Source organism: Enterobacter cloacae complex sp. ESBL7 (assembly GCF_041679625.1).
Lineage (GTDB): Bacteria > Pseudomonadota > Gammaproteobacteria > Enterobacterales > Enterobacteriaceae > Enterobacter > Enterobacter asburiae_B.
Genome location: NZ_JBGORN010000017.1, coordinates 20,447 through 42,259 on the forward strand (window position 1 = coordinate 20,447; position 21,813 = coordinate 42,259).

Annotated in this window: 27 protein-coding genes, 1 tRNA gene and 2 pseudogenes; 9 read left to right on the forward strand and 21 right to left on the reverse strand. The window is 51.6% G+C overall.

Annotation, left to right across the window (positions count from 1 at the left end):
* Positions 1-8 precede the first annotated feature (8 nt).
* On the reverse strand, positions 9-914 hold the full coding sequence (gene yafC / locus ACERY3_RS24570; RefSeq protein ID WP_058842168.1) for a DNA-binding transcriptional regulator YafC: 906 nt from the start codon (positions 912-914) through the stop codon (positions 9-11).
* A gap of 104 nt (positions 915-1,018) precedes the next feature.
* On the opposite strand from yafC, the gene ACERY3_RS24575 reads away from it, so the two are divergent.
* From ACERY3_RS24575 to ACERY3_RS24585, 3 genes are all read left to right on the forward strand, one after another.
* Positions 1,019-2,194 carry an MFS transporter gene (locus ACERY3_RS24575; RefSeq protein WP_058842167.1) on the forward strand — a complete coding sequence of 392 codons (1,176 nt, stop codon included), beginning with the start codon at positions 1,019-1,021 and terminating at the stop codon, positions 2,192-2,194.
* Positions 2,195-2,330: 136 nt separating this feature from the next.
* On the forward strand, positions 2,331-3,131 hold the full coding sequence (locus ACERY3_RS24580) for an endonuclease/exonuclease/phosphatase family protein (protein ID WP_024909448.1): 801 nt from the start codon (positions 2,331-2,333) through the stop codon (positions 3,129-3,131).
* Between the two features lie 75 nt (positions 3,132-3,206).
* Positions 3,207-3,980 carry a class I SAM-dependent methyltransferase gene (locus ACERY3_RS24585; protein WP_048980843.1) on the forward strand — a complete coding sequence of 258 codons (774 nt, stop codon included), beginning with the start codon at positions 3,207-3,209 and terminating at the stop codon, positions 3,978-3,980.
* Between the two features lie 52 nt (positions 3,981-4,032).
* Here the strand turns inward: ACERY3_RS24585 and mltD are convergent, their stop codons facing one another.
* Entirely contained in the window at positions 4,033-5,397 is a 1,365-nt protein-coding gene (mltD, locus tag ACERY3_RS24590) for a murein transglycosylase D (RefSeq protein ID WP_058842166.1), read from the reverse strand.
* A gap of 68 nt (positions 5,398-5,465) precedes the next feature.
* On the reverse strand, positions 5,466-6,224 hold the full coding sequence (gene gloB / locus ACERY3_RS24595) for a hydroxyacylglutathione hydrolase (RefSeq protein ID WP_058842165.1): 759 nt from the start codon (positions 6,222-6,224) through the stop codon (positions 5,466-5,468).
* Positions 6,225-6,256: 32 nt separating this feature from the next.
* Between gloB and ACERY3_RS24600 the strand changes: the two genes are divergently transcribed.
* Positions 6,257-6,976, forward strand: coding sequence for a class I SAM-dependent methyltransferase (locus ACERY3_RS24600; protein WP_023310484.1), 720 nt, complete (start codon positions 6,257-6,259; stop codon positions 6,974-6,976).
* Here ACERY3_RS24600 and rnhA read toward each other — a convergent pair.
* Positions 6,973-7,440 carry a ribonuclease HI gene (gene rnhA, locus ACERY3_RS24605; RefSeq protein WP_023334599.1) on the reverse strand — a complete coding sequence of 156 codons (468 nt, stop codon included), beginning with the start codon at positions 7,438-7,440 and terminating at the stop codon, positions 6,973-6,975. The genes ACERY3_RS24600 and rnhA overlap by 4 nt on opposite strands.
* Before the next feature lie 64 nt (positions 7,441-7,504).
* On the opposite strand from rnhA, the gene dnaQ reads away from it, so the two are divergent.
* Positions 7,505-8,236, forward strand: a complete 732-nt coding sequence (gene dnaQ, locus ACERY3_RS24610) for a DNA polymerase III subunit epsilon (RefSeq protein WP_072210900.1) — start codon at positions 7,505-7,507, stop codon at positions 8,234-8,236.
* A 132-nt stretch (positions 8,237-8,368) separates the two neighbouring features.
* A tRNA-Asp gene (locus tag ACERY3_RS24615) sits at positions 8,369-8,445 on the forward strand.
* Positions 8,446-8,577: 132 nt separating this feature from the next.
* Here ACERY3_RS24615 and ACERY3_RS24620 read toward each other — a convergent pair.
* The 14 genes and pseudogenes from ACERY3_RS24620 to ACERY3_RS24685 form a co-directional block, all read right to left on the reverse strand.
* Positions 8,578-9,421: pseudogene (locus ACERY3_RS24620) on the reverse strand (DUF4942 domain-containing protein).
* Positions 9,422-9,593: 172 nt separating this feature from the next.
* Positions 9,594-10,085, reverse strand: a complete 492-nt coding sequence (locus tag ACERY3_RS24625; RefSeq protein ID WP_262771915.1) for a DUF5983 family protein — start codon at positions 10,083-10,085, stop codon at positions 9,594-9,596.
* The gene (locus ACERY3_RS24630; RefSeq protein ID WP_232937193.1) at positions 10,082-10,462 is read right to left on the reverse strand and encodes a TA system toxin CbtA family protein; all 381 of its coding nucleotides are present in this window, start codon (positions 10,460-10,462) and stop codon (positions 10,082-10,084) included. The genes ACERY3_RS24625 and ACERY3_RS24630 overlap by 4 nt, the downstream gene beginning before the upstream one ends.
* 4 nt (positions 10,463-10,466) lie before the next feature.
* Complete coding sequence (locus tag ACERY3_RS24635) at positions 10,467-10,733, reverse strand: TA system toxin CbtA family protein (RefSeq protein ID WP_373226701.1); 267 nt, start codon at positions 10,731-10,733, stop codon at positions 10,467-10,469.
* 106 nt (positions 10,734-10,839) lie between these two features.
* Complete coding sequence (locus ACERY3_RS24640; protein ID WP_373226702.1) at positions 10,840-11,199, reverse strand: type IV toxin-antitoxin system YeeU family antitoxin; 360 nt, start codon at positions 11,197-11,199, stop codon at positions 10,840-10,842.
* A 23-nt stretch (positions 11,200-11,222) separates the two neighbouring features.
* Positions 11,223-11,444, reverse strand: a complete 222-nt coding sequence (locus ACERY3_RS24645; RefSeq protein WP_373226704.1) for a DUF987 domain-containing protein — start codon at positions 11,442-11,444, stop codon at positions 11,223-11,225.
* Positions 11,445-11,464: 20 nt separating this feature from the next.
* Positions 11,465-11,944, reverse strand: coding sequence for a DNA repair protein RadC (radC, locus tag ACERY3_RS24650; protein WP_373226705.1), 480 nt, complete (start codon positions 11,942-11,944; stop codon positions 11,465-11,467).
* Positions 11,945-11,955: 11 nt separating this feature from the next.
* Entirely contained in the window at positions 11,956-12,441 is a 486-nt protein-coding gene (locus ACERY3_RS24655; RefSeq protein WP_373226707.1) for an antirestriction protein, read from the reverse strand.
* A gap of 15 nt (positions 12,442-12,456) precedes the next feature.
* The gene (locus tag ACERY3_RS24660; protein ID WP_373226709.1) at positions 12,457-12,711 is read right to left on the reverse strand and encodes a hypothetical protein; all 255 of its coding nucleotides are present in this window, start codon (positions 12,709-12,711) and stop codon (positions 12,457-12,459) included.
* On the reverse strand, positions 12,711-13,529 hold the full coding sequence (locus ACERY3_RS24665) for a DUF932 domain-containing protein (protein WP_373226710.1): 819 nt from the start codon (positions 13,527-13,529) through the stop codon (positions 12,711-12,713). The genes ACERY3_RS24660 and ACERY3_RS24665 overlap by 1 nt, the downstream gene beginning before the upstream one ends.
* Before the next feature lie 107 nt (positions 13,530-13,636).
* The gene (locus tag ACERY3_RS24670) at positions 13,637-13,870 is read right to left on the reverse strand and encodes a DUF905 domain-containing protein (protein ID WP_373226712.1); all 234 of its coding nucleotides are present in this window, start codon (positions 13,868-13,870) and stop codon (positions 13,637-13,639) included.
* A 120-nt stretch (positions 13,871-13,990) separates the two neighbouring features.
* Positions 13,991-14,455 (reverse strand): hypothetical protein, encoded by a 465-nt coding sequence (locus ACERY3_RS24675; RefSeq protein ID WP_373226714.1) that lies wholly within the window; start codon positions 14,453-14,455, stop codon positions 13,991-13,993.
* Between the two features lie 64 nt (positions 14,456-14,519).
* Entirely contained in the window at positions 14,520-14,924 is a 405-nt protein-coding gene (locus tag ACERY3_RS24680) for a hypothetical protein (RefSeq protein ID WP_373226715.1), read from the reverse strand.
* A gap of 198 nt (positions 14,925-15,122) precedes the next feature.
* A complete protein-coding gene (locus tag ACERY3_RS24685) occupies positions 15,123-16,010 on the reverse strand; it encodes a GTPase family protein (RefSeq protein WP_373226716.1) in 888 nt (295 codons plus the stop codon).
* A gap of 329 nt (positions 16,011-16,339) precedes the next feature.
* On the opposite strand from ACERY3_RS24685, the gene ACERY3_RS24690 reads away from it, so the two are divergent.
* Entirely contained in the window at positions 16,340-17,776 is a 1,437-nt protein-coding gene (locus ACERY3_RS24690; protein ID WP_373226717.1) for a YfjI family protein, read from the forward strand.
* A 478-nt stretch (positions 17,777-18,254) separates the two neighbouring features.
* Entirely contained in the window at positions 18,255-18,839 is a 585-nt protein-coding gene (locus tag ACERY3_RS24695) for an inovirus Gp2 family protein (protein ID WP_373226718.1), read from the forward strand.
* Between the two features lie 382 nt (positions 18,840-19,221).
* Here ACERY3_RS24695 and ACERY3_RS24700 read toward each other — a convergent pair whose 3' ends face one another.
* From ACERY3_RS24700 to ACERY3_RS24710, 3 genes and pseudogenes are all read right to left on the reverse strand, one after another.
* Positions 19,222-19,482, reverse strand: coding sequence for a hypothetical protein (locus ACERY3_RS24700; protein ID WP_373226719.1), 261 nt, complete (start codon positions 19,480-19,482; stop codon positions 19,222-19,224).
* A 91-nt stretch (positions 19,483-19,573) separates the two neighbouring features.
* The gene (locus tag ACERY3_RS24705; protein WP_373226720.1) at positions 19,574-20,014 is read right to left on the reverse strand and encodes a hypothetical protein; all 441 of its coding nucleotides are present in this window, start codon (positions 20,012-20,014) and stop codon (positions 19,574-19,576) included.
* Positions 20,015-20,157: 143 nt separating this feature from the next.
* A pseudogene (locus ACERY3_RS24710) lies at positions 20,158-20,775 on the reverse strand (homoserine/threonine efflux transporter); the annotation flags it as partial.
* A gap of 224 nt (positions 20,776-20,999) precedes the next feature.
* Here ACERY3_RS24710 and ACERY3_RS24715 point away from each other — a divergent pair.
* Complete coding sequence (locus ACERY3_RS24715) at positions 21,000-21,563, forward strand: inovirus-type Gp2 protein (RefSeq protein ID WP_373226722.1); 564 nt, start codon at positions 21,000-21,002, stop codon at positions 21,561-21,563.
* Positions 21,564-21,813: the final 250 nt, after the last annotated feature.

The window sequence follows — 21,813 nt, forward strand, 5'->3', positions numbered from 1 at the left end:
CTGAACCCTCATACAGCTCCTCCGGGAGCTGTTTTTATATGTTCACTCAGGAAGTCAATAAAGGCACGAATGCGCGTACTCACCGCTCTGTCACTGTAATACACCGCGCTAAAAGGCATTTCGACCGGCAGGCGTTTATCGGCCATTAGCTCCACCAGTTCACCCCGGGCTATCTCCTTGTCAATCATATAGTCTGACAAGCAGGCGATACCATTTCCTTCGAGACACAGCTGCTTCAGCGTTTCCCCGCTGTTTGAGGATAATCCGCAGGTAATTTCATGAAGTTGACCATCATGACAGGCGACAGGCCAGGTGTTCAGCGACACCGGCTCCGTAAAGCCAAGGCACAGATGCTGCTTCAATTCTTCAACCGTCTCCGGTTTCCCATGTTTGGCAATATACTCTGGCGATGCGATAATTTTGCGGTAGCTGGCAAACAGAGGGCGGGCACGCAAGCTTGAATCTGTCAGGGTTCCCGCCCGGATAGCCACATCCACTTTCCGCTCGATGAGGTTGATAAACGTCTCTGAGGAGACCAGAGAAAGCGTCATCTCCGGATAGCGTTCGCGGAAAGGTTTGATCAGCGGCATCAGAAAATGGAGCACAACCGGCGTGGCCGCATCAATGCGCAGCAACCCACGCGGCGTGCTGCGGGTCTCCATAATCTCCGTCTCCGCTGCAGCCATCTCCTGCAATACCGACTGCACGCGGCGGAAGTAACGCTCTCCCTCTTCCGTCAGGCTCAGCTGCCGCGTCGTTCGGTTAAGCAGACTCACCCCAAGCTTCATCTCCAGTTTTTTTACCGAACGGCTGATGGCTGAGTTAGCCTGACCCAGCTGTTCGGCCGCGCGGCTAAAGCTGCCGCTTTCAACGACGGCGACAAAGATTGTCAGCTCTTCCGATGTTGCTTTCATTTTTGCACCACCTGCAAAATTCTATTGAGATTTTGACCATTTTTGTTATTTAAGCACTGGCGCATACTGCCTGTCATCTTAATCCTGATGATACGGAGTATTTTATGCCACTGGCGCTACTTGCCCTGACGATCAGTGCCTTCGCAATTGGCACGACCGAATTTGTTATCGTGGGCCTGGTTCCCACTATTGCTAACCAGCTTGCGATCTCGTTGCCTTCCGCCGGATTGCTGGTGTCTATCTACGCCCTGGGCGTCGCCGTCGGTGCGCCAGTGCTGACGGCCCTGACCGGACGTTTTCCGCGTAAGCAGCTGTTAGTCGCGCTGATGGTGCTGTTCACCGCTGGCAACATTCTGGCCTGGCAGGCGCCGGACTACACCACGCTGGTGATTGCGCGTCTGTTAACCGGCCTTGCACACGGCGTGTTCTTCTCGATTGGTTCCACCATTGCAACCAGCCTGGTGCCCAAAGAGAAAGCGGCTTCAGCGATTGCGATCATGTTTGGTGGACTGACCGTTGCACTCGTTACGGGCGTACCGCTGGGAACGTTTATCGGACAACACTTCGGCTGGCGTGAAACGTTCCTTGCCGTCTCCTTACTGGGTGCCATCGCCCTGGTGACCAGCCTGCTGCTGGTACCGTCGAATATCCCAGGCCGGGCGAGCGCCAGCCTGCGCGATCAGCTGAAGGTGCTCACGCATCCGCGTTTGCTGATTATCTACGCGGTAACTGCATTGGGCTATGGCGGCGTATTCACGGCTTTCACCTTCCTGGCGCCGATGATGCAGGACCTGGCAGGCTTTTCACCTAATGCCGTGAGCTGGATTTTGCTGGGATACGGTATTTCCGTTGCCGTTGGCAATATCTGGGGCGGCAAGCTTGCGGATAAGCATGGTGCGGTACCGGCGCTGAAATTCATCTTCGCCGCCCTGGTGGTTCTGCTGATGATTTTCCAGTTCACGGCTTCGGTACACTACGCCGCGCTGGTCACTGTGCTGGTCATGGGGATCTTTGCCTTTGGTAATGTCCCCGGGCTTCAGGTTTACGTTGTCCAGAAAGCCGAGCTCTATACGCCAAATGCGGTGGATGTGGCGTCCGGTCTGAACATTGCCGCATTTAATATCGGCATTGCGCTGGGCTCCATCATTGGCGGACAAACCGTAGCGCATATTGGATTAGCCCAGACTCCGTGGATTGGCGCGGTGATTGTCCTGGTCGCCTTCCTGCTGATTGGACTGAGTGGACGTCTCGATAAGCCAGCCAGGGTCGCGCTGGGTTAACATCAGTAAGTGCTTGCTTACAAAACTGGAAAGCGGTTTCTCAGAAATTGCGTTGAAAGTATGACCTAAAGTCCCTATAACATTAGAACCAGTCCGTTTTCCGGGCTGGTTCATGTTACAGAGGCTGTTTCCAAAAGTGCGAAAAAATACCTATGCCATGCGTTATGTTGCCGGAATGCCCGCGGAGAGGATCTTGCCTCCGGGGTCATTTGCGAGCATAAGCCAGGCATTACCCGCCGGCACACCGTTAAGCAGCGATGAGAAAATCCGTGTACTGGTGTGGAATATCTTTAAGCAGCAGCGTGCCGAATGGTTATCGGTGCTCAAGAATTTTGGAAAAGATGCCCATCTGGTTCTGCTTCAGGAGGCGCAAACTACTCCCGAGCTGGTACGGTTTGCCACCACGAACTATCTTGCCGCCGACCAGGTGCCTGCGTTTGTCCTGCCGCAACACCCCTCAGGTGTGATGACGCTTTCAGCAGCACATCCGGTCTATTGCTGCCCGCTGCGCGAACGTGAACCTATCCTGCGTCTGGCAAAATCGGCGCTGGTGACGGTCTATCCGCTGCCGGATACCCGAATGCTGATGGTCGTGAATATCCACGCGGTAAACTTCAGCCTGGGCGTGGATGTCTACAGTAAGCAGTTACTTCCGATCGGCGATCAGATTGCCCATCACAGCGGTCCCATCATTATGGCTGGCGATTTCAATGCCTGGAGTCGTCCGCGCATGAATGCGCTGTATCGCTTTGCGCGCGAAATGTCGCTGCGTGAAGTTCGTTTTAGCGATGACCAGCGCAAAAAAGCCTTTGGTCGTCCTCTCGATTTTGTCTTCTATCGTGGTTTGAGCGTGCACGATGCCTCGGTTCTGGTGACGCGCGCCTCGGATCATAACCCTCTACTAGTCGAATTCAGTCCCGGCAAACCTGATAAATAATGGTGTGTCAGGTCTGCCGTGGGGCAGGCCTGTGCGGGTGCTGCCCTTTATTTTTCACTCACAAAGGACAGTACGATGACAACAACACGCTCCCATCATGACAACGTAGAAAAACAGTTTGGTTCTCAGGCAAGTGCCTATCTGAGCAGCGCCGTGCATGCTTCTGGCCGCGATCTGGTGCGTCTCGGTGAACGTCTGGCGGCGTTCCCGCAGGCGCACGTGCTGGATTTAGGCTGTGGGGCAGGGCATGCCAGCTTTACGGCTGCGCAGCGGGTCGCTCACGTTACCGCGTATGACTTATCCAGCCAGATGCTGGACGTCGTTGCCGGGGCGGCAAAAGCGAAAGGGCTGAACAACATCGATACGCGCCAGGGCTATGCCGAATCCTTACCGTTCGATGATGCATCGTTTGAGGTGGTGATCAGCCGTTATTCCGCGCACCACTGGCACGATGTCGGCCAGGCATTGCGCGAGGTCAAACGTGTTCTGAAGCCGGGCGGCACCTTCATCATTATGGATGTGATGTCTCCCGGACACCCGGTGCGCAATATCTGGCTGCAGACGGTAGAAGCGCTGCGCGATACCTCGCACGTGCAAAATTACGCCAGCGGAGAGTGGTTGTCGCTTATCACTGAAGCGGGGCTGATCGCGCGCGCGTTGATTACCGATCGTTTACCGCTGGAGTTCAGCTCCTGGATCGCGCGTATGCGCACCCCGGAAGCATTGAGCCAGGCGATCAGACTGTATCAGGAGAGTGCGTCCGCGGAGGTAAAGGCGTACTTTGAACTGCAGGACGATGGCTCGTTTACCAGCGATACCATCATGGCTGAAGCGCAAAAAGCGGAATAAACAAAAAAGGCACCGAGGGGAATCGGTGCCTTTTTATCTTTCGATCGTGCTATCAGGAGTCTGGCGTCGCGCTGTTCTTCACAAACAGCGTCAGCTGGTCGCCAGGTTTCAGATTGTCAGTATCATTGTTCCAGCGCATCACATCCTTGATGTTTACGCCGTGTCGTCTTGCGATACTGGACAGTGAATCACCCTTGCGCACGCGATAGGTAATGCTATCGCTGTTGCTGGCGAGACGCTGTGCGCTGCTACCTGCACCTACCGTCAGAGTCTGACCCACTTTCAGGCCGGAGCTGCGCAGGTTATTCCACTGCTGCAGATCTTTCGCATTCACGCCAAGACGTGACGCAATGCCCGAAAGCGTGTCACCTGAACGAACCTTATAGCTGCGGCTGTTAACTGATGATGCATCCGCGATCAGCGTTGACTGAACGGCGGCGATTTCACCAGAAGCTAAAGACTCACGTAACTGCTCGGCATGTTTCTGCGGAACCATTACATACTGCGGGCCACTTGCCCCCAGAGTTGAGCCTTTAACGCCAGCATTAAAGGTTTTCAATTTACTTACCGACATACCCGTCATATCAGCAACCTGTTGAATATCAACCGGATTGCTGAGGCGAACACGCGCCAGTGCACGACTTTCGTCTGGTGTTGGCAGTTGTACACCGTAACGCTTGCTGTTCTTGAGAATATCGCTCAATGCCAGCATTTTCGGTACGTAAATCTTTGTTTCCTGTGGCAGTGAGAGCGACCAAAAATCGGTGGATTTACCCCGTGCTTTATTCGCTTTCATTGCCTTCAGTACACGACCTTCGCCACTATTATACGCTGCGACCGTTAACAGCCAGTCGCCGTCAAACATCTTGTTCAGACGTTGCATCATGTCGAGAGCGGCTGTCGTTGAAGCGACAACATCGCGACGCGCATCATAGTTGCGGGTCTGTTTCAGACCATAGTTTCGCCCGGTGCTCGGAATGATCTGCCAAATGCCTGCGGCATTGGCGCCAGACGTCGCGTGTGGGTCAAAAGCGCTCTCCACTATGGGTAGGAGTACCAGCTCCATAGGCATGTTACGTTTCTTAACTTGCCCGGCTATCCAGTACATATACGGCTCTGCCCGTAACGTTACATCGTGGAGATAGCTCTTATTACTTAAATACTTCTGTTTCTGTTCGCGAATCCGGGGATTTTCCGGAATTCCCATCTTTAGCTCGTCGCCAATAGAGGTCCACAAGTCTTGATCCTGCGCGTAAGATGTTCCATCGTCCATCCAGCGCGCCGAACTTGCAAACTTCCCTGCTTTCCCTTGACCAGCTGCAGAAAGGCTCTGTGCGTGCTGTTGTACGTTGCTGCCGTTTTGCGACTGGCAACCTACAAGCAGGACAGAGGCGAGTAATATCGCTTTTGCCTTCATGTGTGTGTCAATAGTTGCTTAAAAGACGAGCGATGATAACGGCGAAATTTTGAAAAGGCAACCCGCAATTATCTGAAGTTATCTTTCTTTGACCTTAACCATGCAAATCGCTGTTCTGGTTGTTGCAAATTTGTTTCTTGGTTAATTTTATTAATTAAATCAATATCATCTGTGCGTAAAAATAAATTAATTTGGCGCTCATTTTTCAGAATTACGGGGAGTGTTTTTTGGTTTTTTGCACGTAACTCCTTCACTTTGTGATAATAATCCTGAATCGCTCGATCCTCGGGTAAGAGGCTCACGGCAAACTTCATATTTCCTAATGTATACTCATGGGCGCAACAAATGAGCGTCTCATCGGGTAGCGCGTTAATCTTCTGTAAAGACTGATACATTTGAGCTGGCGTGCCTTCAAATAGTCTTCCGCAGCCTCCAGAGAACAGCGTATCGCCGCAAAAAAGATAAGGCTTACTGTAGAAACACAGATGTCCCAAAGTGTGACCCGGTGTAGCAAATACGGAAAACTCCCACTCGCGTATGAGGATATTTTCGCCTTCTTCGACTACATGCGTGATTCCCTTATCTTGTGCCTCTGCCGGTCCGTAAACCACAAGATGCGGAAAATGAGCGCGCAGTTCAGGCACGCCGCCAGTGTGATCGTTATGATGATGCGTCAACAGAATGGCTTCTGGCTGCCAGCCGTTCTCTTTTATGGCGTGCAGTACAGGGGCGGATTCTCCGGGATCGACAATGATGCAGCGGCGATCGTCGTCAACCAAAACCCAGATGTAATTGTCCTGAAACGCTGGAATACTGATAAGATTCATACATTACCTCTTAGAGCGTGGCGGGTGTTTTGATGAAACCGGCAAGGATACCTCAGACTGTCGCAGCACCGGAACGTTGGGCGGAATTGCCCTGGGGTGAATACTATCGCGAAGCGTTAGAACAGCAGCTGAAGCCCTGGCTCGCGAAAATGTATGGCTTTCACCTGCTTAAGATTGGCAATCTCAGCGCGGAAATCAATACCGAAAGCTGCGCTATCTCGCATCAGGTTAACGTCTCTCTCGGCGGATCGCCGGTTCAGGTGAAAGCAGACCCGTTGCATCTGCCGTTTGCGGAAAAATCCGTCGATGCGTGTTTGCTCGCACATACGCTACCCTGGTGCAGCGATCCGCATCGTCTGCTTCGTGAAGCCGATCGCGTGCTGATTGATGACGGCTGGCTGGTACTTAGCGGATTCAATCCGCTAAGCCTGATGGGCCTGCGTAAGCTGGTACCGGTGCTACGCCGGACTCCACCTTACAACAGCCGGATGTTCACCATGATGCGTCAGCTCGACTGGCTTTCATTGCTGAACTTTGAAGTGCTTTGCTACGGCGGTTTTCAGGTGCTGCCCTGGGCGAGGCAGGGGGGCGTGGTACTGAGCACCCATCTCCCCGCGTTGGGCTGTTTGCAGTTTATCGTTGCGCGTAAGCGAACCATTCCCCTTACGCTTAACCCCATGAAGCAGAGCAAGTCGAAAACGCCCATCCGCCAGACCGTGGGCGCCACGCGGCAGTACAAAAAAACCGATTAGACGTCGGGCTGATAGCCCGCATCTTCATGTGCGGGATTGGATGCCGCAGCACGCGCCAGTTCGTCGCAGCGTTCGTTTTCCGGGTGGCCTGCGTGGCCTTTAACCCACTCCCACTTAATCTGGTGCTGGCCTAGCGCAGCATCAAGACGTTTCCAGAGATCGACGTTCTTGACCGGCTTCTTATCGGCGGTTTTCCAGCCGCGTTTTTTCCAGTTATGGATCCACTGGGTGATCCCCTGACGCACGTACTGACTGTCGGTGCTTAGCACCACGTCACAATGTTCTTTTAACGCCTCCAGCGCCACGATGGCCGCCATCAACTCCATCCGGTTGTTGGTGGTCAGAAAATAGCCTTCGCTAAAGGTTTTTTCGTGCTGGCGATAGCGCATAATCGCGCCGTAGCCGCCGGGTCCTGGGTTACCGAGACAAGATCCATCGGTGAAAATTTCTACCTGTTTACGCATCTCTGGTAGACTTCCTGTATTCGAAACGTTCAGTTAAACGATAAGTCTGACATAAATGACCGCTATGAGCACTGCAATTACTCGCCAGATTGTCCTCGATACCGAAACCACCGGTATGAACCAGATCGGCGCGCACTACGAAGGGCATAAGATCATCGAGATCGGCGCCGTTGAAGTGGTGAACCGTCGTCTTACGGGGAACAACTTCCACGTCTACCTCAAACCCGATCGGCTGGTTGATCCGGAAGCGTTCGGCGTTCACGGGATTGCCGATGAGTTCTTGCTGGATAAGCCGACTTTTGCGGATGTCGCTGACGAGTTCCTGGAATATATCAAGGGCGCCGAGCTTGTCATCCATAACGCATCGTTCGATATCGGCTTTATGGATTATGAATTCAGCAAGCTTAATCGTGATATTCCGAAGACGAACACCTTCTGTAAGGTGACGGACAGCCTGGCGCTGGCAAGGAAGATGTTCCCCGGCAAGCGTAACAGCCTGGATGCACTCTGCTCGCGCTACGAGATAGACAATACCAAGCGAACGCTCCACGGGGCGTTGCTCGATGCCCAGATCCTGGCCGATGTCTATTTGACGATGACCGGCGGGCAGACGTCAATGAAGTTCAGTATGGAAAATGAATCCCAGCAGATGCAAGGCGAAGCGGGCATTCAGCGTGTTGTCCGTCAGGCCAGTCGGTTGCGGGTTATTTTAGCCAGTGACGAAGAGCTTCTTAACCACGAATCCCGGCTTGATCTGGTCCAGAAGAAGGGCGGCAGCTGTTTGTGGCGCGCCTGAAAAAACGCCTTAATGCCTGTAAAATCATCGTTTGGGCGATTTTTGCAGCAAACGATTCAAAACGTGAGAAAAAGCGTTGACGAGATCGGAGGCGCACCGTAATATGCGCCTCGTTCCCCAAACGGGAACAGTGGAGCGGTAGTTCAGTCGGTTAGAATACCTGCCTGTCACGCAGGGGGTCGCGGGTTCGAGTCCCGTCCGTTCCGCCACTATTCAGGGCCATGTTATTGATTAACATGGCCTTTTTTCTTTTCTGATTTTTCGGTATGCCATCCAGTATGCCATTGTCATCCGGCTTGCGCTGGCTCACCTGATATAGCATCGGACAACTCACTCTCTTCTCATCTCGCTGCCAGCGCTCCCGGATAGTGGCGGGCGATGATGTCATTCAGCTTATCGATCAGTTCCGGTCGCTTAAAAGTGATATGTGCCGTACCCTTCTGGAAATATTTAATCGTAAACATCTCATCCTCGTAGCGGGTGCTGTGCCGATTAGCATGGATATGGTCTCCCAGGCGACGGGTAACATCAGCGCCATTGTCGGGACAGGCTTAACATCCAGGATCATCACCATACGCTCAAGGTCTGCTAACCGGTCACGCTGCCAGCCCCAGTTAAGGCCAAATCCCCACCGGTCATATTTAACCAGTCCCGTCACGATGATTTTCGTGCCAAATTTGCAGGGCGAATTCGTCCGATAGTCCCATGATAAGCCTTTGAACACATTTATCACTCCGCGCTCAAATACCTCGCCTTTATTCAGATGCAGTTGCTCGAACGTGCTCAGGATATTTTCTTCACTGACCGCCGGAATATCGTCCTTCTCCAGACTGTTGTACCACTGGTCACGCGCCTGAGCATCCATGATGGAAAGCATCCCTGACCTTTTCATCAGGTCGCGCCATATACCGCGATCGAGATTTCGGGTGATGGCTTTCATCGCTGCTTCTCTTTTTTCCATGAGCCAGCAGCCACAGCGGAAGTCCTGCTTCATCGCCAGTCCAGCGCCGTTTTACCGCCGATGCTGCGGGTCAGCGCCGATACGTCGTCCAGTTGCTGAATGAGGGATTCAATCTGCGTAAGCGCAGCGTTACGTCCCGTCACGATACGTTCAATACTGGTAGAACAAATCACGTCTGTATGGCCGGTTAATACTTCGGGTTCGGTGAGGGTAAGGTCTGACATGGTGGTTTTCCTTTATATAAAGTAAAACGCCAGCCGGTGAGGGCTGGCGTTGATACGAGTGTGGTGGGGGGAGTTCGGTGGCTAATCCGTTCTGGCCAGTCGTTCAGGATCTGAAATGCAGTTTCAGTGGTTAATTCCGGCATGTGAAAACATTGTGGCAATCCAGACGGGGCTACCAGTCAAAGGTCGCGAGGCCGGGCAGCACTTCGCCAAAGGCATCCAGATGAATAATGTCTGTGGAGTAATGACGGATAAGTGTTACCACTAACCGACGGCAGGCTTTCGACAGGCCGAGACGTTTGAGGCGTAATACCGGAAATGACCATGCGCCCAGGTGGAGCAGATAGCCCGACCCGGTGTAGAGGATCCATTCGCAGTCACCAAAATCTTCATGCTGGTGCGAAAGGGTATACAGCAGGGTGTTGTCGGCTTCGGTGATATGCGCAGTGCTACACTGGATGCCGTTAACGCGGGCGACGGGTGGGAGCGGATCTTCAACAATCAGCGTCCCCGGCCTGTCAGCAACGCGAAGCGAATAACCGTTCTGGTTTACCACATTGATCAGATCGGTCAGTTCAATACCTTCGATGTCCACGGCGATACGACCCCTGTTGAGGGCCAGAACGTTAATGGCATCGGCTTCCACGGTCAGGGATAATTTCATGTATGTTGCTCCTGAACTACGTTACCTGCGATGAGATGAGTGATCCTTTTATACCCGTTGCGTTGCATCAGTCCCGTTGCCCGTCTGGCCCGGAGAATATCAATCACTCCGATAAAAGGGGACTGATGATGAATGGAGAAGCCGGGGCGATCAATTCGCACCAGTTCTGATTTTTCCACGAGAAAATTGAGTGTATCTGCCAGTGAAATTCCGGCGTCAATTTGTTGTGTAATAACCTGCTCATCGGCAAATTGTGTGTCGTTAAGCGAGAGGCCGTAATGCCTTTCCAGCAGATACGAGAGAAGTTGCTGCCAGATTTCAACGGGTGACAGGCGTGGTGTAGCCTCCTGCGTAGAGGATCCCGATTGGGTTTGCATTGGTTTACTCCGTTAATATAGAAACGCCAGTGGTTACAGCAACGGACACTGGCGCAGCGGGTCGCCTGTACCAGGCGACGGTGTTTTGGGCGCTCAGGATATCTGCAGGCGTGAGCAATGACGGGCTCAACAGCAGTGATTTGCCCAGGTTATCAGTACGTTCCAGATTGTTGTCTTCCACTACCTCGTTCAGAGCGTCGAGCAGGGGATCACCGGCATCAATGCATTCCTGAATGGCATCGTCATCGCCAAACGGCAACGGGTGACACATGTGTTAACCGCTCAATCTCAGCGGCTCGTTTTGCGGATACAGGATAAATTTTCATCGTGGGAACTCTTTGTTGATGGGTAAAAACGAGGGTAAGCAGGAAGAAGGTTTACGCGGTTGTTACAGGTGTCGGGTAAATCGCGAGATAGATGTACCCGTGCGAGCCGAGGCTATCGGCCTCACACACCAGTCCTTTAGCATAAAGGGTCACACTGTGCTGATGACGGGGAGTGAGTTCACCAGAACGCAGCATCATTTCCATTTGCTTTAACAGGACGGGAAACGCCTGATCCAGATGACGTAAATCTGCATCGCTGAAGGTCCCGGTGATGCTGGCGCGGTCAGCGAGGTAATGCAGCCGGTTGCCCTCCTGCACCAGACGGGCGCCAAAACAGGGTGTGATATTGCGTTTGAGCCCCCACCAGGGTTCCGTGATATCGTGGTTTACAGGCGGTATGTTATTCGACAATTTTAGCGTTCCTTAAATTAACGTTAATTGAGCGTGACGCTGCGCAGGATGACATAGGGGCCGTTGCGGTCCTGACGGCGTTCCGCGAAGACGGCGAGTACACCGCGGATATCCTGCACCTCCCGCCCGGCATAGTGACAAACGCTGCCGGACCACTGGTACTTACCTGTGCAGAAGCGAAACAACCGGGACTGCGGATGCTGGCGGTATATCGCCATTGCCTGGCGCTTGCTGATAATTTTCATCGGGTGACTTTCCTGTTGTGCTACAGCCAGCCTCGCTCTGCAAACGAGATGGTCTCCATCCCGCCCACCACCAGATGGTCCAGCAGACGAATATCAACCAGGTCCAGTGCCTGCTGAAGACGCGTAGTGACCTGACGGTCAGCATTGCTGGGTTCGGCAACCCCGGACGGGTGGCAGTGCGCCACAATGACGGCGGCACAGTTATGCTTCAGCCCCGCTTTCACCACCTCCCGGGGATGGACCTGCGTATGGTTGATGGTGCCGGTGAAGAGCGTTTCGTGGGCTATCAGGCGGTGCTGGTTATCGAGGAAGAGTGCGGTAAATTCTTCGCGCTCCAGTGAGGCGAGCTGCAGGCGCAGCCAGTCGCGGACGGCATGGCTGGACGTAAATGACGCCCCGGGTTCCCGTAGCTGGCATTCCAGCAGGGTTAACGCTTTCCTGACCGTTTGCTGGTCGGCAGGGGCTAATTCACGGGCAAACAGCGGTAACTGTTGTTTCATAGCGGCTTCCCTCAGTCGATGATGTGCATGATGGCGCTGCATTCCGCATGATTGAGCGCATAGTCCCGAAGGCGGTAATAGTGCTCCGTCATGGCATCGCATTCGGTGCGCATGGCGTGGTGGCTGTAAGTCATCAGACAGACGGCAATCCCGGCGGCTTCAGCACTGAGCTCACCGCCGTTACCGTTCATGGTGTTGAACAGGGACCATTGTTCATCAGTATTGTCGTCAGCTTCCGGGGCCATAAACGCACCGCCATTGCTCAGCGTATAAAAGTTCCAGATGCCGCCGCTGTAGTCCGCGCAGAAGCGGTCCATCCACGCGAAGACGGTCGGTTCGAGGATTATCCACTGCGGTATGCGCCCGAAGTGCTCAGGCCAGAACGCCACGCGCTGTTCGTCCTGTACGAGGGTGGCGGTCAGCGCGGGTGCAGAATCGGTACCGGCAGGTTGTGGCTGTAACGGGAGGGTATCGTTAAGGTTGATAATGTCGGTCATAGTGTTTTTCCTTGTTTATTTATCGTGCCGGGGATGATGGTTTAGCTGGAGTGACGGGCAGGACAGCGCATAGCCATCCTCATCACAGCGTGAGGGCCAGAGGCCTTCAGGAAGACTTAAACGGCACAGGCTGAGCTCACCGGGTCGGTAGAGAAGATGTGCACACCAGGCGCACAGGTCGTCATCAGAGACGGAGCGGCAACCTGTCCGGTGGGTCAGTGAAAGCGGATATGGCGCCACCTGAATCACGCCTTCGGGGATGTGCGGCATTACTTCAGCGTCTCCAGCAGACTTTCCGCCATCACCCAGAGGGCCCTGTTGAGTTTCACGTCGCCATCGATACCATTAACCGCACGGGTGTGACTGCGTTTACCCTTCGCGGTACGTCCGGGCAGGCCGCCTTTCAGCAGGTTCTCCTGTAGCCTCTGGTAGGTTGTCCACAGGTCGTCCTGGCGGTCCTCATATCGTCGTGGCGTCAGTATCTGCGTTGCGGTGACTGGCTGGTGTTCCTCGCCAAAGCGGTATGTCAGTGCCGCTCTGGCAAACGCCTGCTGTGCCGGGGGCGGGAGTAACAGGGTTTCCATGGCCTCTCGTTTCTCTTCCACCTGGTCAAAGACACCGACTACTTCGTAAGCACCTTCAATCACCTTCCCGACGATATCGCCCCGGTGCGGAACTCTGATTTCGCCAAACGACTGGCCGCAGACGAGCGAGTTGGTACACACGCTTCTGAAAATTCCTGGTAAAAGCTGAAAACTTGACGCGCCATCGTGCGAATTCAGAATGATGATTTCAGGCACATGTTGACCGTTTATCTGACCAGCACGACGCAGGCGTAGCAGGTGCTTTGTGTGCTCACGACGGTCAGGATCGCGCACGCGTGACTGACAGGCAAAGAAGGGCTGGAACCCTTCGCGCTGCAGGTTTTCGAGCAAGGTGATAGTCGGTATATAGCTGTAGCGTTCTGAGCGGGAGGCGTGTTTGTCCTCGCCAAAAACGCTGGGTACATGTTGGTGTAATTCTTCGTGGGTCAGTGGACGGTCACGGCGGATCTGATTTATTCGCCCAAAACGGCTGGCTAGTCTCATGGTTAATTCCTTATGGTTGATTTAGCGGCATAAACAAAAAAGCCATGCTCCCCGAAGGGAGCATGGCTTGATGGTGTGGCGGGTCTCCGGGTGAGGCCCGTGGTGCGTCAGTCCCGGGGTATACCGTGACTGACCAGATAGCGGTTAAGCCCTTCCCCTGCACTGGCTTCAAAATTCCACGCACGCCAGATCAACTGCCCCTCGCTGTCGCGGATCACCAGCCGAAAGTGCGTACCCTGGTCGTCTTCAATGGTGACGTTGGTGTAAAGCGCCACTACGGCTTCAGCCTGTCGGCGGGTGAACGGACCGGGTGGTAATGGCATATTGTCTGTGACTTGCATATTCAGTTCTTGTGAAAGAAAAAGAAAAACACCCTGCTCAATGAGCAGGGCGTGGAGTGGTGTTGGCTAAAGAGCAGCTAAGTATTGCGGGGTAGTGTTGTTGCTGAGTGGCAGGAGATATTACGGCACGTCGAATTTAGCCACGCAGCCTTTATCGCCGAAGGCCGGTATTAACGCGGCGGCACCCTTCAGCGTGAACACCACCTGTTTTGCACCTGAGCCGGAAACGAGCACGCGTTTACCGGTACGCAGCTTGTTCCACGCCCACATCAGGTTGTTTTCCCCCACGTGAGAATCGCTTTCGCTGATATCGGCCTCTTCGTCGTTATCGATTTTCATCGTCAGGGTCTGACCGCTGTCCATGCTGACCTGATGGCCGTTCGCGTCGGTGAAGATGATGGTGGCGGCCTGTGAGCCGGAGCTGTCGCAGGCGAGGTACAGCTGTGACTGCCCCTTGCCGAGGATGGTGTATTCCGCTGTACCCTGTGTGAAGCCACGGGTCCAGGTATCGTGGTTACCGAACGCCAGCGCCTGGCCGGAGAAGCAAAGCGCCAGGGCCAGAGGGACTATCGATTTGAATGACATAGTACTTTTCCTTTAATAAGCAATGAGAAATTTGGGGAGATTAGAGGTCTATGTTAAAAGCGGTTTATTCGGTCACCGTGAAGGTGCCCTGGTCGGTGAATACTCTGGCTTCAAGGAAGCTGCAGACCACGCCCGCCGGGGGCTGAAGGTAGGTATGGCCAAAATGCCAGGTCAGACCATCAGCAAAGTGCATGGTGGTAGGGGTGAAGGTCGCCCCCTGCGCCACCCAGCCCTCAAGCCTTTTGCCCTGGTATGTGATGGTTCCCTTCGTCAGCAACGGGCATTTGCCCCGGTTGACGTCAATATTCTTAATCACGACAGTGTCAGTTTTAGCCGTCACGGCGACATTGATACCCTGTATGTTCTTCTGAATATCGACCTTAATGATGTCATTTTCAGCCGCACCGGCAGTTGAGGACAGGGCTGCCAGCAGCATCATGGCGGCAGTAGCGGTATAATATTTAGTCATATAAGTTCCTTAAGACGTGACAATCCCTGCGAGTCATCGCATTGATTTTTAATGAGTAAATAACGTAATGACACAAATCCCCGTGGATTATGTCGCTGCGGGACTTATCAGGTACAGCAATGAATATCGATCTGTTCGATCGACGAAATTGATCGTGATAAAGCAAAAACGCTTATCGACAGTGATGACGATGTTTATCTAACTGAAGAAAAATCCCCACAGGGAGCGTGCCGCGCGGGCGACGGTGTGGGTGACAGCATGCAGCGCCGAACGGGCCACCTGCGGCAGCGGGGCCAGATCAATAACCTTATCGATGACGTCCACCACGGCATCACCGAAGCTGCTGCTGGCGGTGCTGATGATGGCTTCGGTGCGATACCCGTTCTGCAGGTGCGGCACAAGCGGGCTACGGGCCTGCTTTGGGAGCCGGGTAATCATGGCCTCCACCAGACGTGACAGACGGTAACGCCCCCGGACCGAAACCGGCAGAATATCTATTTCTGCTATCTGCAACTGCCGGGCCACCGCCTGCTGTTTCTGCGCAATACGCTCAGCCTGTAACACTGAGGGCTGCGCCGACAGCCATAGCCACTGCTCGGCGGGTTCGGTTTTGTCCACCTGGTTGAGTACCCACAATACCGGCGGCAACGCTCCGCTGAATTGCGTAAATACGTCCTGATAAAACTGCTCTTCCACCGCATAAGCGCGGTCATCGGCCTTGAGCACCCACAGCACCATATCGAGCTGTGGCAATTGCTCCTGGTAAAGCTTGCGGTATTCACCGTCGCGGGCCTGGCTTTCACCTACGCCGGGTAAATCGACTAGTGTCAGGAAATGATTACCAAAGCGCAGCCGGACATGCTGTGGCTGACGGGTACAGGCTTCCACGGCATTCACTGCGCAGACTTCACTTCGGAACAACGCATTACACAAACTACTCTTCCCGACGCCAGTCTTTCCCATGATGCCAATGACGGGTTCGTACGTGACGAGACGATTAAGCTCCTGGATAAGATGCTGGCGCAACGCGTGCGGATAACGCCGCAGATGGCGACGAATAAGGGTATAGCCCGAAGGATGTTTCATGCTGGCCTCTGAATGAAAAAAGGCCATCCGGAGAGGATGGCCTGCTGGAGTAAAACGGGAGGGAATTCACTGAGGTGATATATAACTGAGTTTTATTTAAAAAATAACACATGCTTTATATTAACTGGCAGGGTATAGCAAGACCGGTATTATCCGTCTGTTTTTTTCTGATAAAGAAAGTACCGATAAATATAAATTTCCGGAAGTTACTACTTAACTAATTTAGTCCAATACTGTCAGAACGGACTAAACATTAGCGTGTTATGTTGACTTGCTACATGGTTTGCTACTTATAATTCACCCGAAAGTTAATAACCAATAGGTGATTTATGAATGATTTCCCATTAAGCGCTATTCCGACATTCTTACGCGAGGCTATTAAAGATGTTAATAAGTTTACACAGGCATCTATTCCACTTATTGTATCATCAGCAATAAGCGCGATGTCACTGGCTTGTCAGAGCCTGATTGATGTCAGGGTAAATGAAAATGTGACTTCACCTGTATCACTGTTTCTGCTGGTCATTGCAAACTCAGGCGAGCGGAAAACATCAGTAGACAGAAAAATTCTTAAACCATTTTATCAACATGATGCGGACAACCTGCATCAGGCCAGACTAAAAGAAAAAGAACATGATGTTAATCAGATTGTTTGGCATGAAAAACGAAAGGGTATTTTAAGTCAGATAAGAAAGGCTGCCGTAAAAGGGCAATGTACTAAAGTACTGGAACAACGACTACATGAATTAAACAATGATATGCCCGCGGAACCTAAAATCAGTCGAATGATTTACAGTAACGTTACCCCTGAGGCTTTACAGTTAGCGATGTATAACCACTCATCAAATGTGGGGTTGATTGCAGATGAGGGCGCTAATGTCCTGGACAGACAGGTCATGAAAGATCTGAGTTTTATTAATTCACTGTGGGATGGTGTCAGTTTCCACGTGGAGCGTAAAACGACGAAGAGCTTCACAATAGAGGACGGGAATATCACACTATCCGTGATGGCACAAAAAAAGGTATTTGATTCCTATTTCAAAAGGCATGGTGAAAAAGCTCGCGGTAGTGGTTTTTTTGCTCGTTGCCTGGTAGTTCATATCGATGAAGGTCTTTCTACGCAAGGTGAGCGTTTTATTCGCCCTCATTATCATGATTCATATTCTCTGGATATCTTTCATCAGCGTATAGTCGATTTGTTAGAAGAGTCCCGGGCAAATGAAGGTTCAAAGGTAAAAAAACATTCTGTTTTTGAACCTGCCGCCCAGTATGAGTGGGACTGCATTTATAATCATATTGAAAGCCTGATTCGGCCTGATAAAGCGTATGGAAGCATGAATGACTTTGCTTCCAAACTGTCCAATAATGTTGCGCGATTATCCGCTCTGTTCGCCTATTTTATAGACGGCTCCACTACGATTAAAAAAGAATACGTTGAAAGTGCCTGGATATTATGCGAGTGGTATATGCAACAGGCCATGAACTTGTTTGGATATGAGGAAGGGTATTATGAGGCATTATTATTGTCGTGGTTGCATCGTAAAATGGATTCCACAGGAAAACGTTCTCTGAGGTTTAACAACATCAGGCGTTATGGTCCCAATGTCCTGCGAAAAGGTACGTTACTGGAAACCGTCATGAGTAACCTTGAAAAAGCAAAGGTGATAGATATTGATTATAGTCGCTACGGGGCCAGGATGGTGTTCAAAGGCCATCATTTTGATGATAATGCCTATACCAAAAACCCCGTTTTTTCATTCTATTGAGCTGCTACAGTTGCGACTGTAGCAGGTTGTCACGGGGTAAAATGAGTGAAACAGTGAAAAATTAATATCAGAGTAAAATTATTATCTGACTAATTATTCTTCGTGGGGTTTACTCAGGCGGAGGGGCTTGTTGTTATATTCCCACTGATGAAATTACTGTCGGTATAGTAATATATGTTTATTAGTATATGTTTATTAGTAATATATGCTTACTGGTAATATTAAACTTGTTAGTAATACATCTGCTCTCTACTCAGATTGATTATTATTAACATACTAATATACTATACCTTACAGCCAGTTAATTATAACGCAATACATATTTATTATGTAACACCATACGGTTAATGCTTACCACATCAATAATGTTCATGTACATATCTGCATGTAATATTACCATGATGATTAATCGTATGGTTACTTACTCTTACTCATCTCAGTATTGATTATTGAGCAGATTATTTATTCAGGTGTTAACATGCAACATAATTCCTTGAATGCTGATTACCAGCAAGCATTTTACAATGTTATTAGCAATGCAACAGAAGAGTTTCCACGTACGTTAGCATTACGTGTTGATTTACGTTTTCCGGGAGATTACCGGTACGGATTATCGAGTAAAGACATTACTCGTTTTATTGAATCTCTTAAAGCTAAGTTGCTGGTCGATTGTCAACGTAAAAACAAACGCTGGGGGCGTAACTGGCATAATCGATTACGGTATGTATGGGTACGTGAAGTCGGTGAGCGTAATCACCGTAAGCATTACCATGTTCTGCTGTTACTGAATAAAGACTTCTACCGTGGCGCAGGAAGTTATAAAGCCGATGACAGTTTATACGCATTAATCCAGCAGGCATGGTGTAGTGCGTTAGGTCTGGATTCAGAGCAATATTCAGGTTTAGCCAATATGGCTGAGAACGGATGTTATTATTTAAACAGAAAATCCCCTAATTATATGCAACAGGTTACCGAATTACTGAAGCGTATGGAGTACCTGGCGAAAGACCATACCAAGTGTTATGAAGATGGTTATAGGTCCATTGGGATGAGCCGTGGGTAGTACGACCATGAGTGATTGCTACGGGCAGTTAATGGAGATCATGGTACTGGTGATTTAATGGAGTATTCCCTGAGTGAGGTATCGTGGTGGGGTAATAATGGCTTTAACGTTGACGTATGGGGAATGGTTGCGGATATCCGGGTTATTCCCCTGCCCTTTCTATCACCGATGCATCCTGACAACGTTAACCCGTTCCTCCCGGTATCGCCAGTCTGAATGATCAGACGTATCAGGTATCCGTAATATTCAATGGTTCCTTGAATAACGTAAGTGCCAATTTAGTTATTCGACCCGTTGTATGCGTATTCCGGCCCAAACCGACCATTGATCCCGATGTAATCCGATCCACTCAAGGTAGCGTTGATGTCGCGTGGCTCGTGAGTTAGCGCATTGGGGTGGAGGTGCCGTGGTCATATTGGTTCTGTGCTGGTGGGGTATCGCTGAATTCAGACGGATCGGCATGCAACCAGTCATCAGTCGCATTATTCCAGTCACAGGACAGCACGTTACCGTTTTCTGAACAATCGGCCAGTGGTCCTGCCGCTGGTTTCAGGCCCGCCAGAGTGCGAACCTGTTTAACGGGATCGGACGTACATCCACTCAACACCAGTACGCTGATAAGTAAAACTCGGTAGTTCGCCATCGGGTAACTTCCTGATTGATGCTTATGTTATGAACAATGCTTCGGGTAAGTCAGTGACCCACGCCAGAGCGCGGAGCAGCAGGCCTGCGAGCTATACCACCATGTTGAGTGGTATTGGGATATCGTGATTAACGTGTAATGCACTTTTGCTGCTGACCGTTTTACAGGTTATATCCCGGGCGGCTTTTTTGAGGGCTGCGTTGAAACCAATCAGGGAGATGGGGCTGACCGACGCTTTAATGCGCGGTGAATGGCTCTGAAATAAAAAAACATCATTGGGATATCGCTTGCGACGCTGAGCGATGATCACGCGCTCGGTCGGGTTAAGGGGGATTCGCTTCTCTTCAAAGATGCTATACGCCGGTAATACCAGTTCTCCCTCCTGCAGATCCTGGTAGCGGCAGCGCAGAAGATGCGTCACTCTGGCCTGCGTCAGGTTGAGCAGAAACCAGAGTTCGGCCCACGTATCGGAACGATATTCCAGATTTTTGCGTATCCTGGCGAATTCCACCTGCGTTAACCAACCGTCCATTGAATGCTCCCCTTGCCATGACCAACTATAAAGAGCATCAGCACGGGAGGGGGCTATTTAAACCGGTTTGATAATCATTGTGCTGGGGACTGTTTACCCGGCAGTGGAAATAGCGTTTGCCGGGCAATGACGAGGGGGCAGTTTCTGACCAGGATGAGATGCAGACCAAAACCCGTGAACAGGACGCCTGCAATCTTGTTTATTTTACCGGCAAATTTCTGGTAACCCTGTTTGACGCGGGGAAGCGAGAAAATGGTTGCCACCAGGCTGAACCAGAGAAACGAAATCGTAATCATCATCACCAGCAGGACCCACCTGGCCTGAGGTGGAATACCATCGCCCACAAACAGGGTGAAAATGGAACCAAAATAGACGAAGACTTTTGGATTCGACAGATTGGTGAGCAGGCCACGAATAAAAATTCGCCGGACGCTGGTGCCATCCTGTTTTGTGAAGGTCGCTGACGCATCGGTTTGTTTACCCGACGCTCTCAGCATCTGAATACCCATCCAGTACAAATACGCACCGCCGCAGATCTGAATTGCCTTCTGCAGCCATGTCATGTTGTGCAATAACACCGTGAGTCCCGTCAGCGCGATAAAGGCCCATATCGCCACACCGGCGGTGATCCCCAGCACGCTTGTCAGCGCGGCTTTACGGCTTTTGCCCGCAGAGGTCGCTGAAACATAAAGAAAATCAGGACCCGGCATCATGGATGCCAGCAGATGAACCCCGGCGACAGTAAGAAAAAGTGTGAGCATTGAACCTCCTGTATGAGTATAAATCACACACTACTGTACTAGCTTAATGGTTCAATTGAAATAATTGCTTTCGGGGTCACGGGGTCAACGAAACGCTGTTCACGCGTCACATCAGGCCTCATTCCCACTTCACCTCTTCACAAACACACAGATATTTCACCTCGTAAAAACGGATCGGCACTCATGGCGTACGGGTTAACTGTCTGCAAATAAGAGAATTATTTATGAATCCTTATCTACCCACTACAGCTGTCGGTGACGCGGCGGACGTGATGAATATACGCGCGTTCCTGCAACAGGCGGTTGACCATTACCCACGGCTTGTAGCGTTCAGCTTTACGCTGGTATTGCCGTACCGTGAGACGATGGCCGATCACCGGTCATTGATTCTGCGCTTTCATACCGAAGTCTGGCAGCGAATGGGGGACTACTCACAGGCGCGCCATCAGGAACGTAAGAATTCACCGCCGACGTTGTTACGCTGGATATGGACGGCGGCCAGCGCACCAGAATGCAAAATGGTGCTGCTGATGAACGGTGATACCCTGAACGCAGGGCAAAACACGCAACTGACCGACAGTACGCTACAGGCGCTGACCACCATTCTCTCTGACGCATGGCAGGCGGTCACCGGTACTGCCTGCGCTGGCATAACGACTGTCACGCCGCTCGTTATCAGTCGTACTGGCCGGGACGCTTTCACTGCGCCATTTAACCAGCTTACCACGCAGGTTAAGGCAATGACGGTACCCATCACTCTCGCCCGGACGGGCGTTATTCGCACCTGAGTATTCAGTCTGGTGATGAGAAAAGATGCTATACCCTTGCACCGGCGTTATACCCTAGGCTTTCCGGTCTTTTCCGTGCTACGTGCTGCCGATATAATCCCCGCCATGAATAAAACGAATCATACTGCATTACCTCCCGAAGAATCACTGGATGACCTGGCGCATTTTGCCTGGTGTGCGCTGGTGGGATTACGGCTGGCTCAGCAGGACGGCCAGGCACGTTCACCGCTGGCCATTCACACTTTTCTGG

Excerpts from the sequence above, each read along its gene's own strand:
- ACERY3_RS24625 (WP_262771915.1), bottom strand. The coding sequence starts at position 10,085 with ATGAAATTATCCCTGACCGTGGAAGCCGATGCCATTAACGTTCTGGCC.
- ACERY3_RS24690 (WP_373226717.1), top strand. The coding sequence starts at position 16,340 with ATGAATGATTTCCCATTAAGCGCTATTCCGACATTCTTACGCGAGGCT.
- ACERY3_RS24685 (WP_373226716.1), bottom strand. The coding sequence starts at position 16,010 with ATGAAACATCCTTCGGGCTATACCCTTATTCGTCGCCATCTGCGGCGT.
- ACERY3_RS24645 (WP_373226704.1), bottom strand. The coding sequence starts at position 11,444 with ATGAAAATTATCAGCAAGCGCCAGGCAATGGCGATATACCGCCAGCAT.
- ACERY3_RS24700 (WP_373226719.1), bottom strand. The coding sequence starts at position 19,482 with ATGGCGAACTACCGAGTTTTACTTATCAGCGTACTGGTGTTGAGTGGA.
- ACERY3_RS24665 (WP_373226710.1), bottom strand. The coding sequence starts at position 13,529 with ATGAGACTAGCCAGCCGTTTTGGGCGAATAAATCAGATCCGCCGTGAC.
- gloB (WP_058842165.1), bottom strand. The coding sequence starts at position 6,224 with ATGAATCTTATCAGTATTCCAGCGTTTCAGGACAATTACATCTGGGTT.
- ACERY3_RS24705 (WP_373226720.1), bottom strand. The coding sequence starts at position 20,014 with ATGGACGGTTGGTTAACGCAGGTGGAATTCGCCAGGATACGCAAAAAT.
- ACERY3_RS24675 (WP_373226714.1), bottom strand. The coding sequence starts at position 14,455 with ATGTCATTCAAATCGATAGTCCCTCTGGCCCTGGCGCTTTGCTTCTCC.
- rnhA (WP_023334599.1), bottom strand. The coding sequence starts at position 7,440 with ATGCGTAAACAGGTAGAAATTTTCACCGATGGATCTTGTCTCGGTAAC.
- ACERY3_RS24655 (WP_373226707.1), bottom strand. The coding sequence starts at position 12,441 with ATGACCGACATTATCAACCTTAACGATACCCTCCCGTTACAGCCACAA.
- dnaQ (WP_072210900.1), top strand. The coding sequence starts at position 7,505 with ATGAGCACTGCAATTACTCGCCAGATTGTCCTCGATACCGAAACCACC.
- ACERY3_RS24635 (WP_373226701.1), bottom strand. The coding sequence starts at position 10,733 with ATGTGTCACCCGTTGCCGTTTGGCGATGACGATGCCATTCAGGAATGC.
- ACERY3_RS24575 (WP_058842167.1), top strand. The coding sequence starts at position 1,019 with ATGCCACTGGCGCTACTTGCCCTGACGATCAGTGCCTTCGCAATTGGC.
- ACERY3_RS24600 (WP_023310484.1), top strand. The coding sequence starts at position 6,257 with ATGAAACCGGCAAGGATACCTCAGACTGTCGCAGCACCGGAACGTTGG.
- mltD (WP_058842166.1), bottom strand. The coding sequence starts at position 5,397 with ATGAAGGCAAAAGCGATATTACTCGCCTCTGTCCTGCTTGTAGGTTGC.
- ACERY3_RS24660 (WP_373226709.1), bottom strand. The coding sequence starts at position 12,711 with ATGCCGCACATCCCCGAAGGCGTGATTCAGGTGGCGCCATATCCGCTT.
- radC (WP_373226705.1), bottom strand. The coding sequence starts at position 11,944 with ATGAAACAACAGTTACCGCTGTTTGCCCGTGAATTAGCCCCTGCCGAC.
- ACERY3_RS24680 (WP_373226715.1), bottom strand. The coding sequence starts at position 14,924 with ATGACTAAATATTATACCGCTACTGCCGCCATGATGCTGCTGGCAGCC.
- ACERY3_RS24630 (WP_232937193.1), bottom strand. The coding sequence starts at position 10,462 with ATGCAAACCCAATCGGGATCCTCTACGCAGGAGGCTACACCACGCCTG.
- ACERY3_RS24695 (WP_373226718.1), top strand. The coding sequence starts at position 18,255 with ATGCAACATAATTCCTTGAATGCTGATTACCAGCAAGCATTTTACAAT.
- ACERY3_RS24585 (WP_048980843.1), top strand. The coding sequence starts at position 3,207 with ATGACAACAACACGCTCCCATCATGACAACGTAGAAAAACAGTTTGGT.
- yafC (WP_058842168.1), bottom strand. The coding sequence starts at position 914 with ATGAAAGCAACATCGGAAGAGCTGACAATCTTTGTCGCCGTCGTTGAA.
- ACERY3_RS24715 (WP_373226722.1), top strand. The coding sequence starts at position 21,000 with ATGAATCCTTATCTACCCACTACAGCTGTCGGTGACGCGGCGGACGTG.
- ACERY3_RS24670 (WP_373226712.1), bottom strand. The coding sequence starts at position 13,870 with ATGCAAGTCACAGACAATATGCCATTACCACCCGGTCCGTTCACCCGC.